Origin of the sequence: Rossellomorea vietnamensis (genome assembly GCF_001305855.1) — a bacterium.
GTDB classification, from domain to species: domain Bacteria; phylum Bacillota; class Bacilli; order Bacillales; family Bacillaceae_B; genus Rossellomorea; species Rossellomorea vietnamensis_A.
Genome location: NZ_LIXZ01000003.1, coordinates 234662 through 248806, shown reverse-complemented (window position 1 = coordinate 248806; position 14145 = coordinate 234662). Strand labels below are relative to the sequence as shown.

Sequence of the window (14145 nt, the reverse complement as noted above, 5' to 3'; positions counted from 1 at the left end):
TAGGGGAGCGAAAATGAAATCATCCTAAAATCACCCCGTTCTTCATTGCTTACACCACTGCTTTCCTATAAACTAGACCTATTCAAAAAATAGTACGTGTGGAGAGATCGTATGGAAGCAAAAATGATAAGAAGATATGACATTATGGAGGTCAGCCTGCTGGCGGGGAAGATCATGCTGCAAAGCGGGGCGGAGACGTATCGCGTCGAGGACACGATGATGCGCATCGCCGCTTCTTATGGGATATCGGAATCGCATAGCTATGTGACCCCCACTGGGATCATCTTCTCGATTGAAACTTCAGAACCGACCAAAACGAAGCTGATCCGAATTAATGAGAGGTCTACGGATCTTGAGAAAGTGACCCTCGTGAACAGTATCTCAAGGCAGATCAGTAAAGGGCATCTGACCCTGGAAGAAGCATACAATGCCCTTGAGAAGCTGGATCAATCCGACTTATCTTATTCCTTCCTGATTCAAGTGGCAGGGGCTTCGATTGCCAGTGGTTGTTTTCTCATCATGTTCCAGGGGATGTGGAGGGACTTCCTTCCTGCCCTGATCACGGGAGGCGTCGGGTTCACGAGTTTGATTTATTTACACCGTCTCGTTCCGATAAAGTTCTTCGCAGAGTTTCTTGCTTCCTTCATCATCGGGATGGTGTCCTACGGATTTGTGCAGTTCGGTATCGGTCAGGAATTGGATAAGATCATCATTGGATCCGTGATGCCCCTTGTTCCCGGGCTCCTGATCACCAATGCGGTCCGGGACTTGATGGCGGGTCATCTGGTGTCCGGTCTGTCAAAGGGAGCGGAAGCCTTTTTAACGGCATTTGCCATTGGGACGGGCATTGCCGTCGTGTTTACATTAACGTAAAGTGAGAGTGGGGGTGAAAAGGGAATGCACATCATCGAACAATTAGTGACCAGTTTCATTTCCGCCGCTGCATTCGGGATAATCTTCAATGCTCCAAAGCAGTCCCTTTTCAAATGCGGCATTGTCGGAATGCTGGGCTGGATCATTTACATACTTATGAGCTTAAATGAAGCCGACACCGTCCTTGCCACGTTACTTGCTTCCTTTGTGGTGGCAGTGGTCAGTCAGGTGTTTGCAAAAATGTATAAAACCCCGGTCATCATCTTCTCTGTTGCCGGGATCATCCCCCTCGTACCCGGGGGACTGGCGTACGATGCCATGAGAAATTTCGTTCAAAACGATTACAATGCCGCCATCAACCTGGCAGCCAAAGCCTTTATGATCTCCGGTTCCATTGCCATCGGCCTCATATTTTCGGAAGTCATCAACCAGGTCATCCGAAATGCGCGCCTGAACGCAAGTGCCCGGCGGATGAGATAGAGGGACGGACCTTACTTCAAAGGTCTTTTGACGATATGAAAATAATGAGATTCATTGAGGTGAGACCGCGAACTTTCGTGGTCTCTTTTTGGTTTCATGAAAAGAAGCGCCCCCATTAGAAACCACCGGTACTTCCAACTACCACCCAGCATGAAAAAACGATATGATGATACATATAATAATGGCAGATATTTGTTAGAGGGGTGTTCGTTTGAAGGTCATACGTTTCTTAAAGCCTTACCGGTCTGCCATGGCTATTGCCTGGAGTTTAATGCTGGTAGAGCTTGCTGTAGAACTATTGAATCCGCTGTTTATGGCGCGGATCATCGATGAAGGAATTCTGAATAAAGACTTGGACATCGTGTTGAAATGGGGATTCATCATGGTCGGGATGTCTCTCGTTGCCTTCATATCAGGGGTGACGAATTCATTTTTTGCTGCCCATACGAGTCAGGGATTTGGGTATGATGTGCGGGAAAGCCTTTATAGGAAAGTTCAGTCGTTTTCGTTTGCCAGTTTTAATAAGCTTCCGGCCTCTTCTCTCATCACGAGAATGACGAATGATGTCAGGCAGCTCCAGAACACAATTTTCATGAGCCTCCGGATCATGCTCAGGGCTCCATTACTTGTAGTGGGTTCCACGATCATGGCCCTGATCGTCAATGCCCGGCTTGCGCTTATTCTAATCGTTGTGATTCCTGTGTTATGGCTGTTCCTGTTCTGGGTGCTGAAACGCGGGTGGAGTCTGTTTGAAAGAGTTCAATCCAGGCTGGATAAAGTAAATGAGGTCATGAAGGAAAACCTTTCCGGGATGAGGTTGATCAAAGCATATACGAGGAGTAAGCATGAAGAAAGCCGATTTCATGAAGCGAATGAAGATTTGAAAGATCGAACGGTACGTGCCCTCAGGTTCATGGAAATCATTATGCCTCTCTTGATGCTTGTCATGAACCTTGCCCTTCTTTCCGTTCTATGGTTCGGAAGTATAGATGTTGCCTCAGGCGGTACCAAGGTGGGGGAAGTAGTGGCGATTGTCACGTATGTCACGAGAATCTCTTCTGTTTTTTCCATATTCTCTTTTATCATTACCAGTTTTTCAAGAGCCAGGGCTTCTGCTGAGAGGGTTGATGAAGTACTTGAAACGGAGATCGACTTGAAGGATGGAGCGGAAGTGGACTTTCACAACAAAGTGGTACGAGGAGAAATATCGTTTAAAGATGTATCATTTCAATATCCATCCACCAGGGGAAAGGTGCTGCGGGATGTTTCCTTTAAGGTGGGAGCGGGACAAACCGTTTCCATATTAGGGGCTACGGGATCAGGTAAAAGCTCCCTGTTTCAGCTCATCCCCCGTCTGTATGATGCAACGGAGGGAACCGTTCAATTGGACGGGCGGGAGATTCGGACCATTCCTTTGGACGAAATAAGAAAAAATATCGGATATGTCCCTCAGGAAGTTATCCTCTTTTCGGGATCGGTTTCAGAAAATCTCCTATGGGGGAAGGAAGATGCCTCAAGGGAAGAAATGATCCAGGCGGCAAAAGATGCCCAAATCCATGAAACCATCCTGAATCTTTCCGACGGATATGATACGGTCCTCGGGCAAAAAGGGGTCAACCTTTCAGGGGGTCAGAAACAAAGGCTTTCCATTGCCAGGGCCCTTATCCGAAAACCGAAGATCCTTTTACTGGATGACAGCACGAGTGCGTTGGATTTAAAAACGGAGTCGAGACTCCTTCAAGCATTGAAGAAATATGAGTGTACCACGATGATCATCACTCAAAAGGTTAGTACGGCGATGGAATCCGACCGTATTCTGCTGTTGGAAGATGGTGTATTGATTGGGAGTGGTATCCACGAGTCACTGGTAGAAGATTCCATACTCTATCAACGCATTTACGAGTCTCAATTCGGAGAGGGGGAAATCCATCATGTCTAGGCATATACGAAAGAAACTGGGGGAGAACGACAAGGCGAAAGATGCAAAAGGGACACTCCGGCGCCTGTGGAACTACCTTTCCAAAATGAAGGTCATTTTGTATCTGGTCATTATAATGGTGTTCATCAGTTCGGCAGCGGCACTTCTCGGACCATTTCTTGTAGGGAAGGCGATTGATGACTATATCGTCACGAAGGAGACATCGGGGCTGGTGGGACTGATCACAGGTTTGATTGCAGTGTACATCCTCCATTCTCTGTCCGTTTGGTTCCAAAATTATTGGATGATCGGTGTTGCTCAGGATACGGTATACAGGTTGCGGAAGGACCTCTTCCATCAATTGCATCAGCTCTCCATCCCTTTCTTTGATAAACGGAAGCATGGCGAGCTGATGAGCAGGGTGACCAACGATATTGATAATGTGAGCGCCACCTTGAATAGTTCGTTCATTCAGATCATCTCCAGTGTCCTTACATTGGTGGGGACCGTCTCGATCATGCTTTGGCTCAGCCCGCTCCTCACTCTCATCACCCTGACCATTGTTCCCCTCATGGTCTTTGGCATGAAGTGGATCACAAAACGGACAGGCCGCTTATTTAAACAATATCAACACAATATCGGTGAGTTGAACGGCTATATCGAAGAAACGATCTCTGGTCACAGCATCATCAAAACGTTTTCCAGGGAAGAAACAGCCATCAAGGAATTCGGTGAAAAGAATCAGCGTTTAAAGACAGCTGCCTACTGGGCAGATACGTATTCCGGTTTCATTCCGAAACTTATGAACGTACTGAACAACCTTAGCTTTGCCGTGATTGCCGGAGTAGGAGGGATCTTTGCCCTGAACGGCATGATCACGATCGGTGTCATTGTCATATTTGCAGAGTATGCAAGGCAGTTCACACGGCCATTGAATGAGCTTGCGAATCAGTATAATACGCTCCTTTCAGCGATTGCAGGTGCTGAGCGTGTATTTCAAATTTTAGATGAAGAGGAAGAAGCGAAGGACGAAGGAGATGCCGTAGAAATCGAATCCGTTGAAGGAAAGGTCGAGTTTCAACATGTTTCATTTTCTTATGAAAAAGGGGAACCGACATTAAAGGATGTATCCTTTAGCATACGCCCTGGTGAAACCGTTGCCCTGGTCGGACCGACAGGGGCAGGTAAGACAACGATCACCAATCTCCTGTCCCGCTTTTATGAGCTGAATGAAGGAAGAATAGAGATAGACGGCCTCGACATTCAGACGGTTAAACGAAAAAGCTTACGTCAGCAGATGGGCTTCGTTCTCCAGGACAGCTTCCTGTTCCAGGGGACGATTGCCGACAATATCCGTTACGGCCGGCTCAATGCGAGGGATGAAGAGGTAAAGGATGCCGCTAAGCTCGCCAATGCCCATACCTTCATCGAAAAGATGCCAGAGGGCTACGATACGATGTTGAGGGCGGATGGAAGTGGAATCAGTCAGGGTCAGAAGCAGCTATTGTCGATTGCGAGGGCCATCCTTTCCAATCCGTCCATCCTGATTCTAGATGAGGCCACGAGCAGTATCGACACGATTACGGAGCTGAAGATCCAGGATGCGCTGAAACGGTTGATGAAGGGCAGGACGAGCGTAGTGGTCGCTCACCGTCTCAATACCATCCGTCAGGCTGATCAAATCCTGGTCCTTGATGGAGGAAAGATCATTGAACAGGGCACTCATGATGAGCTTCTCGAGGTGAAGGGATTTTATCATGGGCTGTATCATAGCCAGTTGAAGGAGAGCGGTTGAGGGGGCAGAGTGGTTTTCAGTTTTGATAATAAATCCTGGGAATTGAAAATAAAACGAGTGAAATTGAAAATAAAATACGAGATTTGAAAATAAAAGTAGTGTTTTTAAAAATAATATGGAGGATGGTCGTGAGAAATACTGAATGGAACGTGGCAAATCCTCCAGAGCATAAAAAAACACCTCAAAAGTGCTGACTTTTGAGGTGTTTTCCTGTTAAAAGGGGCTAATCATCCCGTTAGCGATCCCTTTGATACTGCCTTTAATCGGATAAAGGCAATTCTGTAACTTGCAACATCACAAGTAATATATTTATATCTTGAACGTTGTTTGCAGATAATAAACAGCCGCGGGCAATTCCTTGAGTCGTTTGATATACCTAAACGACGTAAGCCCTACCTCTCTTACATCCTAACGGCTCCGAAGCCGATCCAGTGTGAATAAGTTGTTAAATCAAAACAGAATAGAATTACGAATTATCTTCTCTATCGTTTCAATGTATGTTACAAGATTACAATAACTAAATATATCATCTTTCTTATAACATGTCAAGGAATCATTTTAATTACAATTCAAGCGACTGCGGCGAATCTTCTTCATCATTCATGAGTCGGATGGCAGTAGGTTGGATTTTCAAGACGATGTAATTTGGATCGTCCGGCCCTTCAAACCATCTCTTCATATGGTCATTCCATAGTTTTTCTTTATAGTGGGCAGAATCTTCAACGGAAGCACGTCCTTCGATTTCAACGAAGGTGTCACCGTATCCTTCCCCTTCATAGCCAAGGAGGATGTGGACATTGGGGTTATCTTCGATTTCATCGGTTTTATGCGTTTCTCTGCTCGTTGGCGTATATAAAGTCAGTTCATCATGTGAAAACGTCATATAGCGGGAATGAGGCTTATTCTTCTTCACCGTTGCGAGCGTCCCAACGTTGCTTTCGTCAAGAACCTTTAAGATTTGTTGTTTCAGTTCAGCTTGTGACAATCAATCCATCTCCTTTAATCTTTCTTTTAACCATACTATTCCTTTTCTGAGGGGGAAATAAACATATGAATGTGTAGAGCATATCCACAACGGGAATAACGAAAAATAATAAGAAGTTAAGGATGATGCGCGTGATACCGGAAACGCTGGTGAATTTGTGTAAAGAGCGGATGGAAGGTTATAACTGTGAAGGCTTTGTATATGGAAGGGGGCCGATGAACCCTACCATCATGATTGTAGGGGAGGCACCCGGGGAAACCGAAATCCATAATGGGATGCCCTTCAGCGGAAGAGCGGGAAAGGTGCTCGATGAGTTCTTTCAATACCTGGGTGTAGAAAGGGAGGATATTTACTTCACCTCCACGGTCAGGAGCAGGCCTTACAAAATCGTACATAAGAAAAACCGGGAGAATGAAATGATTGAAAGGAAGTATAACAGGGCACCGACACTTAAAGAACAGTTTGCACATGCCCTGATCTTGGATTATGAGCTCCAACATGTAAAGCCGAAACAGCTTGTGACATTGGGCAATATAGGACTGCAAAGATTGTTGGGGAGAAAATATACGATTTCGGACGTACATGGTCAACTTATCCGGTCCAAGGTCAGGCGGTTGAAAGAACTTGATTCAAATGAATGGACATGGAGCGAGGATACGTATTCCATTTTCCCCACCTTTCATCCAGCTTCGATTTTCTATAATCGATCGTTGGAAAAAGACATCTATCAGGATCTTGACCATTTGAAAGAAATACTGCATAAGAAGAAAAGCTGACATTCATCTGATGTCAGCTTTTTGAATGATCATTTTTTCGACAAATTCTCCTGAGCCATTCTTACAAGTTCCTTCACCATATTACCGCCGATCGATCCTCCGACCTTCCCGGCTTGTTCGGACGTTAATTTCCCATTATATCCTCTTTGAAGAGGGATCCCCTGTTCCTTGGCTATTTCATATTTAGCTTCTTTTGGATCCCGGGTGCCGGTCACTTTTGCTTTCAGCTGATCCATTGCGGCACGTGACTCAGGTACCAGAAGTTTTCTTTTCGACATTTTATCACCTCTTTTATAGAGTGCCCAAAATTTTTTTTGCGAGTATGAGGTATTGTCATATAAGGGTTTTTCTACGTTTGTGGAAAATCCATCACAAAAAAAGATTGTCTATATTGTGTCAAATAAAATATAATTCTTAATAGTTAGAAAATTTTTATAAAAATAAAAGGGGGAAATGCCGTGGAAGAATTCGTTGGCAAGCTCGTAGGGATCCTTTGGTCCCCGGTCATGATTTATTTTTGTTTGGGCGTAGGCTTACTTTTTTCTATTTTAACGAAGTTTTTGCAGGTCCGGTTGATTAAAGATATGGTGGTTCAAATGTTTAAGGGTGGAAGCTCAAGTGCAGGGGTGTCATCATTCCAGGCTTTGGCTCTTTCATTATCCGGACGTGTAGGAACGGGGAACATCGCTGGTACGGCAACTGCCATCGCTTTTGGTGGTCCGGGAGCCGTTTTCTGGATGTGGACGATTGCATTCATCGGTGCAAGCAGTGCCTTCATTGAATCGACATTAGCCCAGATTTACAAAGTGAAACAGGACGGGGAGTACCGCGGGGGACCGGCCTACTATATCGAGAAGGGTATTGGTTGGAAGTGGTATGCCGTACTATTCTCATTTGCAACATTACTTGCTATGAGTATCCTAATGCCGGGTATCCAGTCAAACTCCATTGCATTAGGATTGGAAAACGCATTTGGTCTTAACACGACGGTCACGGGAATCGGTCTAGTCGTGTTAATCGGGGTCATCATCTTTGGTGGAGTCAAACGGATTGCAGGAGTGGCTTCGTACGTTGTGCCATTCATGGCCGTTGCGTATATTCTACTTTCCCTTATAATCGTCGGGATGAATATTGCTGAGATCCCTGCTGTTTTTGCCCTTATTTTCAAAAGTGCATTCGGTGCCGATTCAGTATTCGGCGGAATCATCGGTATGGCTGTATCATGGGGAGTGAAACGCGGAATCTATTCAAACGAAGCAGGTCAAGGTACAGGACCCCATGCGGCTGCGGCGGCAGAGGTTTCACATCCGGCCAAACAAGGATTGGTTCAAGCATTCTCGGTGTATATCGATACCCTTCTTGTTTGTACGGCAACGGCATTCATGATCCTGTTTACAGGCTCCTTCAATACGGAAGGTCCTAACGGGACGATGCTTGCGAACAATCTGGATGGTATTGAAGCAGGACCTGGTTATACACAGGCAGCCATTGAATCAGTGCTTCCGGGATTCGGTGCATCATTCGTCGCGATAGCCTTATTCTTCTTTGCCTTTACGACGATCATGGCATACTATTATATGGCTGAAACGAATGTGGCTTACCTTTTGAGAGGCAAGAACTCAAAGGCCGCCATGGTGATCCTGAAGGTAATCCTTCTTGGTGCCACTTTCTATGGTGCGGTAAGAGAAGCGGCTCTTGCGTGGGCGTTGGGTGATATCGGACTTGGACTTATGGTCTGGCTGAACTTGATTGCGATCCTTATCCTTGCCAAACCGGCCCTCAGAGCACTTAAAGATTACGAGGAGCAGAAGAAGCAGGGACTTGATCCGGTCTTTAACTCGAAAAAACTCGGTATCAAAAATGCAGAGTTCTGGGAGCAGGAATATAAAGTCGAAGATAAAGAAAATGCATCCTAATCTATAAAAAGAAACCTGTTGCCATTGTGGCAGCAGGTTTCTTTTTACTGAAGTGGAGCTTTCATTTTAGAATAAAGCCTTTCCCCGATATATTTTTGAGGGATAATGTATCCCGATAAGATTAGTAAGCTTTATCTTTGAGTCAGGAAGCGAAATTGATTATGATAAACGAAGAAGAGAAACATCATTTTATTATTCGGAGGTGCTGTTTCATTGGATTTATATGAACCGTTTATACAGAATGAACGCCATAGGAAATTGGTTGATTTAGCCGGGGAGCTTGCTGTTGCGTTTTCTAAACGAGGGGAGACATACGATCGGGAGGATGTGTTCCCTTATGAAAATTTTAACGACCTCAAAAAAAGTGGATATGGGATACTGTCTCTTCCTAAAGAATATGGAGGAGAAGAGATCGATTTGTATGAGCTTGTGATGATCCAGGAGAGGCTCGCTACAGGGGACGGGGCAACGGCATTGTCCATTGGCTGGCATTTGGGGGGATTGATGGAGCTTACAGAAACCCGTGCCTGGGAGGAAGAGATGTTCAAGGAGCTGTGTGAGGAGATAGTGGCAAACAAAGCTCTCGTGAACCGTGCGGCCACAGAACCGGCAACTGGCAGTCCGACACGTGGGGGACTGCCTCAGACCAAGGCGATCAAAACCGAAAAAGGCTGGAGTGTAACGGGCAGAAAATCCTTCACGTCAATGGCGAGAGTCCTGGACTATTCCTTAGTATCGGCTGTAATCGGTGATACTGAAGAGAAAGGATTCTTCCTTGTGAATCATGACTTGGAAGGTGTGAGCATCGAGGAGACGTGGGATACGATTTCCATGAAGGGGACAGGGAGTGATGACCTCGTTCTTAAAGACGTCCAGTTACCCGATTCTTCCCTCGTGGAGCGGGACAGCGTCCAAGGGAAGAATGATCTTCCTAAAGCGTGGCTGCTTCATATACCTGCATGCTATATAGGTGTAGCGGTTGCAGCACGTAATTATGCCATTCGGTTTGCGAAAGAATATTCCCCGAACAGCCTACCCGGGCCGATCAAGGATGTTCCTGAAGTCCAGCGGAAAATTGGTGAGATTGAATTAGAGTTGTTTAAAGCCAGGCAGATTCTTTATTCCGTGGCGGATAAGTGGGTAAGAGAGCCTGGGAAGCGGGCAGACATGGCTGCAGAACTCTCTTCTGTCAAGCACATTGTTACAAACAGTGCTTTTCATATCGTTGACACAGCCATGAGGATCGTGGGAGCGAGGAGCCTTTTCCGTAACAATCCCATGCAGCGGTATTACCGTGATGTGAGAGCAGGACTTCATAACCCACCAATGGATGATATGGTCGTTGCGATGTTAGCGAATAATGCATTGAAATAAGTATAAAATCGTAAAAGGGTATAGACAGTGACGTCTATACCCTTTTTGGTCCCGGTGCACCCTCATTCCGGGTACAGTGCTTTTTCCAATACGTTGCGATGCTGCTCTTCCAGGATGTGAATTTCACTCAGCTCTTCAATAAGATCATGAATGGATAACAGTTCATAAAGCATGATGGTTTCGCAGGAGAAGTGATGCTTCATGGATTGGAATGGTTTCATATGAAGCCCCTCCTGATCCTCCCAGAATTCCTCCAATAAATTCTTCATAAGGATGAAATGATGGTCTGGAATTTCAAATGAAGGTTGGTGCATGATTCCTTTTAAACTTAATGTTGCATCCATAATCCGCTCTTTTTCTTCTTCACTGAAAGAATAGTGAACTGGCAGATAGATGATGTTTCCAATATGAAAAAGAATTTGTCTCAAGATGTTCAGCTTCTTATACTCATAATGGAAACAGCGCATTTCCTGACGGTTGGAACGGTGTAGCTTCCATTCTTCTTTCTGGTATTCGCAAAGAGTATCCGTCGATTCAATTTCCCTTAAAATATCATTGAATATCAATTTCGTCTCTCTGTGCAGAGAATGATTCTGAAGGACTTCAGAGCCCCTTCTTTCCAGTAGATTCCCTGTTTTGAAATAAAGATTATGAATGTTGGTTGAAATCGTATTGCTATACTTAGGTGGAAGGATCCACAGATTGACCAAAGTCGATACAATCAGTCCGATGGTAGTAGTTCCAAGACGGATGAAAAACGTCGCCACGTAGTGATCATGGATCGTGGGTATCATGGCGATTCCGGTTAATGTAGCGACCAGAATACCAGCACCCAGGTGAAGCTTATGGCAGGTGATGATCGTCAGGAGCGCGACAAGGGCATAGGTAATGGCATGGTCCCCTAACGTATGAGTGATGATCACGGCAAATAATGCACCGATAGCCGATGCCGGAAAGCGGACGTACGCTTTTTTGATTGAATTGGCAGCCGTCGGTTCAATGGTGACGATGGCGGTTATGACGGCAAAGGTCGCCGGCCAGTTCAACAGTTCACATACGAGAGCAGTAAGGAAAACGGCCAGTCCCGTTTTAGCAATCCTTCCCCCGACAAATTGGAATTTTTTCAGAAAACCCATAATGTATCCCTCTTTAATAAAATTCTCTATTTCTTATTATAAAGTAAGAAAAAACCAAATTAAATAAATTGACAAAAAAAGAACTGTTCAGGGAACAGTTCTTTATATATGATAACTCATCTTAGAGGCAAAGGCCGTAATTGGATTTGGATGGACTGAGGCATCTTCCGGTCGTTCTGTGCCTCTTTTAAATACTTGAACATTCTTTTGCCCGCACCAGAGTTTGCGGAATGAATCGTGATGCGTTCTGCAAATAACTGTTTTTCCACCATGTAGTGGACGAGCATTAAACCATTACGTGTCTTACTCTCTAAGTCGTGATCCAGTGAAAGATGAGCGATAGAATAATTAAGAAGCAGGTCAATACATTCATCGATGTCTTGCGCGAGAATGTACCCTTGGGGACAGTGTCGATAATCGTCTAAAAACACATTTACTGTCATATTTATTCTTCTTTCGTCATTTGACTTAATTTAAGCGTAACAGAGATTGACAAACACTTATATAGGTCAATAGTATGAAAATTACCATTATATTTGTAATTTTCTTGAGGGTCTTTGGTGAGGAAACTTATTGAATCATTATTCCTATTTCCTCCCCAGTATGTTCAATAATAAATCAGGTCGATCGGTAATGATGCCGTCTGCACCGAGTTTGATGAGTCTTTCCATGGTTTCCTGATCGTTGACGGTCCAGTAATGTACCTGGAGGCCGATGCGGTGGGCGCCTGAAGTCAGGATCGGTTGTGTCAGGTCCAGATTTCCTTCTTGAAGGGGAAGTTGAAAGGCATCGACATCCGATTTATAAAGATTTCTCATGAACAGTTTGTGCAGGATGACGAATTTTTTTACTTCTTGTTTACCTCCTTGGGTGGCAACCCTCCCTTCGGAAGATGACTCGACTAGATTAATGATGTTTTGATCGAATGAAGCGATGAGGACTTTATCTTCCATATCGTATTCTTCAATCAGTTTCATTAACTTCTGTACAATTTCTTCTATCCGCTCTTCAGGGTTGTCGTCTTTCACTTCAATATTGATCCTCATATCGGGAAACCGCTGAAATACTTCCTCGAGGGTCGGGACATATATATGTTTTCCCCGAAAGGAGTACTGTCCCTTCAGGTCTTGGAAATAGTATGCCGCATCAAGCCGTTGAAGCTCTTTCAACGTATAATCTTTGACAGATCCGCGTCCGTCCGTTGTGGCATCAACTGTGGGATCATGAATGGTTACCAAATGGCCGTCTTTGGTAATATGTATATCCGTTTCGATGACATCGGCTCCAAGATCCACCGCATTTTGGAACGCTTCAATGGTATTCCCTGGTGCAAGATGTTTTCCTCCTTGATGTGCAATGACAAGAGGGCGCTCATTTTCTTTTTGCAAGAAAGGGGGTGGTGTGGCCTTTTCAACAGGCAGCCAGTAAACGATGATGGAAAACAGGACAAAGAAAGCGATCATCATCTCGATGACAATGAAGTGTTGTTTATTGGACGTTTCAGGTAGCTTCGTATTTTTCATCTGCGTTCATCCTTTTAAATAAAAGATCTTATTTTTCATTATAAGTACGACCTTGTTTATTTAGGACAATAATATAAGAGAAAATAAGATTAATATAAAAGAGGAATAAGCATAATTCATTGATTTTTACTCTTTGGAGTAAAAAATTTACCTTTTAAAATAAAAATAGGTTGCTTTTGAAAGTAAAATATATTACTTTATAAAGTAAGGGGGGTATTTACCATGGAAGATCATTTAAGGTTAAATGTGTCATTACTGCGTAGGCGAGTGCCGAATCTCACGTCAGCGGCTAAAACGGTGGGATTAAGGCCAGCGACTGTGTCGAATTTATGTACAGGGAAAATATCGGTGGGCCGTGCCGAAGTAAAAACGATCGTGACCCTTGCAAACCTGGCGAATTGTACGCTAGATGAATTAATTATTCAAGGAGGGAAATTAAGTATGATTGAAACGGGAATTAAACCACTCGATTTATTTGCACCCATTGTTCAGGGGGGGACCAACGGATTCGTTGCGAGATCTCAGATTGGCCAATTTGTCGTTTTGGCTGAAATGACACAAGTATTGAAAGAGAAGGGGTACCATGCCATTTTATTGACACCGGATCAAACTTATCCTGGTTTGAGTGATCTTGAAGGATTCGTTGATGTGAAATGCCACACCCTTGAGGATGCCTTTGCGGAGGTTACATTGGTGGATGATAAGGAAAGCATTCTCCTGTATGTTGATCGTTCGTTTATCGTATCGGGGGAGCTGTATGAATTGAGGGAGAGGTTCGAAGCAGAGGGCTATCCTGACATTACGACCATTTTATTTGATCCAAGCGGAGAAGCAGTCGATGAAGACGACCCGTTTGGTCCACTTGATTCCCTGTGTTATTTCGATATAGATCTGGCTACCCGTGGTCTGTACCCTGCCATTCATCCCGTTCAGTCCACGTCCGTCCTGCTGGAAGATGAAGCGTTTGAAGCAAGCCATGCGACGACCCACAAAAAGGCAAAGAAACTGTTAAGGCGATATAAAGAAATCCGCGTCCTGATGAATACGATCGGTAAGGATAAAATCCCAGAAGCAGACCTTGAACTATTCACAATTGGAGAGAGACTCGAAGCATACTTGAGCCAGCCTTTCTATGTAGCAGAGGAATTCACTGAAATCAAAGGCCAAAGCGTACCGATCCAACAAACGATCGGGGACATACAGAAAATACTCCAAGGGAACTACAACCACCTCGACCCCAAAGAACTTACCTATAAAGGACAATTGAATTAACCATAGATGGGGGACGGACCTCGGGAAGGAATCCCGAGGTCCGTCCCTTATCTATGACTTTTTTCGTAAATTCATGGTAGAAGAAAGAGGAATTGCG

General features: G+C 44.6%; 13 protein-coding genes. 8 read left to right on the top strand and 5 right to left on the bottom strand.

Features of this window, described 5'->3' with window-relative positions; genetic code table 11:
• The first annotated feature begins 111 nt into the window (after positions 1 to 111).
• From AM506_RS05875 to AM506_RS05860, 4 genes are all read left to right on the top strand, one after another.
• Positions 112 to 873 carry a threonine/serine exporter family protein gene (locus AM506_RS05875; protein WP_060671552.1) on the top strand — a complete coding sequence of 254 codons (762 nt, stop codon included), beginning with the start codon at positions 112 to 114 and terminating at the stop codon, positions 871 to 873.
• A 24-nt stretch (positions 874 to 897) separates the two neighbouring features.
• The gene (locus tag AM506_RS05870; RefSeq protein ID WP_034760918.1) at positions 898 to 1353 is read left to right on the top strand and encodes a threonine/serine exporter family protein; all 456 of its coding nucleotides are present in this window, start codon (positions 898 to 900) and stop codon (positions 1351 to 1353) included.
• A 250-nt stretch (positions 1354 to 1603) separates the two neighbouring features.
• Complete coding sequence (locus AM506_RS05865; RefSeq protein WP_060671632.1) at positions 1604 to 3292, top strand: ABC transporter ATP-binding protein; 1689 nt, start codon at positions 1604 to 1606, stop codon at positions 3290 to 3292.
• Positions 3285 to 5066 (top strand): ABC transporter ATP-binding protein, encoded by a 1782-nt coding sequence (locus AM506_RS05860; protein ID WP_060671551.1) that lies wholly within the window; start codon positions 3285 to 3287, stop codon positions 5064 to 5066. The genes AM506_RS05865 and AM506_RS05860 overlap by 8 nt, the downstream gene beginning before the upstream one ends.
• Before the next feature lie 562 nt (positions 5067 to 5628).
• Here AM506_RS05860 and AM506_RS05855 read toward each other — a convergent pair.
• Complete coding sequence (locus AM506_RS05855; RefSeq protein WP_060671550.1) at positions 5629 to 6051, bottom strand: pyridoxamine 5'-phosphate oxidase family protein; 423 nt, start codon at positions 6049 to 6051, stop codon at positions 5629 to 5631.
• A 170-nt stretch (positions 6052 to 6221) separates the two neighbouring features.
• Between AM506_RS05855 and AM506_RS05850 the strand changes: the two genes are divergently transcribed.
• On the top strand, positions 6222 to 6827 hold the full coding sequence (locus AM506_RS05850; protein ID WP_440480342.1) for a uracil-DNA glycosylase: 606 nt from the start codon (positions 6222 to 6224) through the stop codon (positions 6825 to 6827).
• 29 nt (positions 6828 to 6856) lie between these two features.
• Here AM506_RS05850 and AM506_RS05845 read toward each other — a convergent pair whose 3' ends face one another.
• Complete coding sequence (locus AM506_RS05845) at positions 6857 to 7105, bottom strand: alpha/beta-type small acid-soluble spore protein (RefSeq protein WP_060671548.1); 249 nt, start codon at positions 7103 to 7105, stop codon at positions 6857 to 6859.
• A 180-nt stretch (positions 7106 to 7285) separates the two neighbouring features.
• Between AM506_RS05845 and AM506_RS05840 the strand changes: the two genes are divergently transcribed.
• Both AM506_RS05840 and AM506_RS05835 read left to right on the top strand, forming a co-directional pair.
• Positions 7286 to 8743, top strand: coding sequence for an alanine/glycine:cation symporter family protein (locus AM506_RS05840; RefSeq protein WP_060671547.1), 1458 nt, complete (start codon positions 7286 to 7288; stop codon positions 8741 to 8743).
• A 213-nt stretch (positions 8744 to 8956) separates the two neighbouring features.
• Entirely contained in the window at positions 8957 to 10117 is a 1161-nt protein-coding gene (locus tag AM506_RS05835) for an acyl-CoA dehydrogenase family protein (protein ID WP_060671546.1), read from the top strand.
• Positions 10118 to 10179: 62 nt separating this feature from the next.
• Here AM506_RS05835 and AM506_RS05830 read toward each other — a convergent pair whose 3' ends face one another.
• The 3 genes from AM506_RS05830 to AM506_RS05820 form a co-directional block, all read right to left on the bottom strand.
• Complete coding sequence (locus AM506_RS05830) at positions 10180 to 11253, bottom strand: aromatic acid exporter family protein (RefSeq protein WP_060671545.1); 1074 nt, start codon at positions 11251 to 11253, stop codon at positions 10180 to 10182.
• Positions 11254 to 11369: 116 nt separating this feature from the next.
• Positions 11370 to 11696, bottom strand: a complete 327-nt coding sequence (locus AM506_RS05825) for a cyclic-phosphate processing receiver domain-containing protein (RefSeq protein WP_060671544.1) — start codon at positions 11694 to 11696, stop codon at positions 11370 to 11372.
• A 144-nt stretch (positions 11697 to 11840) separates the two neighbouring features.
• Positions 11841 to 12776, bottom strand: coding sequence for a glycerophosphodiester phosphodiesterase (locus AM506_RS05820; RefSeq protein WP_060671543.1), 936 nt, complete (start codon positions 12774 to 12776; stop codon positions 11841 to 11843).
• A gap of 222 nt (positions 12777 to 12998) precedes the next feature.
• On the opposite strand from AM506_RS05820, the gene AM506_RS05815 reads away from it, so the two are divergent.
• Positions 12999 to 14048 carry an ATP synthase beta subunit C-terminal domain-containing protein gene (locus AM506_RS05815; RefSeq protein ID WP_060671542.1) on the top strand — a complete coding sequence of 350 codons (1050 nt, stop codon included), beginning with the start codon at positions 12999 to 13001 and terminating at the stop codon, positions 14046 to 14048.
• Positions 14049 to 14145: the final 97 nt, after the last annotated feature.

Excerpts from the sequence above, each read along its gene's own strand:
- AM506_RS05845 (WP_060671548.1), bottom strand. The coding sequence starts at position 7,105 with ATGTCGAAAAGAAAACTTCTGGTACCTGAGTCACGTGCCGCAATGGAT.
- AM506_RS05860 (WP_060671551.1), top strand. The coding sequence starts at position 3,285 with ATGTCTAGGCATATACGAAAGAAACTGGGGGAGAACGACAAGGCGAAA.
- AM506_RS05830 (WP_060671545.1), bottom strand. The coding sequence starts at position 11,253 with ATGGGTTTTCTGAAAAAATTCCAATTTGTCGGGGGAAGGATTGCTAAA.
- AM506_RS05825 (WP_060671544.1), bottom strand. The coding sequence starts at position 11,696 with ATGACAGTAAATGTGTTTTTAGACGATTATCGACACTGTCCCCAAGGG.
- AM506_RS05875 (WP_060671552.1), top strand. The coding sequence starts at position 112 with ATGGAAGCAAAAATGATAAGAAGATATGACATTATGGAGGTCAGCCTG.
- AM506_RS05850 (WP_440480342.1), top strand. The coding sequence starts at position 6,222 with ATGGAAGGTTATAACTGTGAAGGCTTTGTATATGGAAGGGGGCCGATG.
- AM506_RS05815 (WP_060671542.1), top strand. The coding sequence starts at position 12,999 with ATGGAAGATCATTTAAGGTTAAATGTGTCATTACTGCGTAGGCGAGTG.
- AM506_RS05865 (WP_060671632.1), top strand. The coding sequence starts at position 1,604 with ATGGCTATTGCCTGGAGTTTAATGCTGGTAGAGCTTGCTGTAGAACTA.
- AM506_RS05820 (WP_060671543.1), bottom strand. The coding sequence starts at position 12,776 with ATGAAAAATACGAAGCTACCTGAAACGTCCAATAAACAACACTTCATT.
- AM506_RS05870 (WP_034760918.1), top strand. The coding sequence starts at position 898 with ATGCACATCATCGAACAATTAGTGACCAGTTTCATTTCCGCCGCTGCA.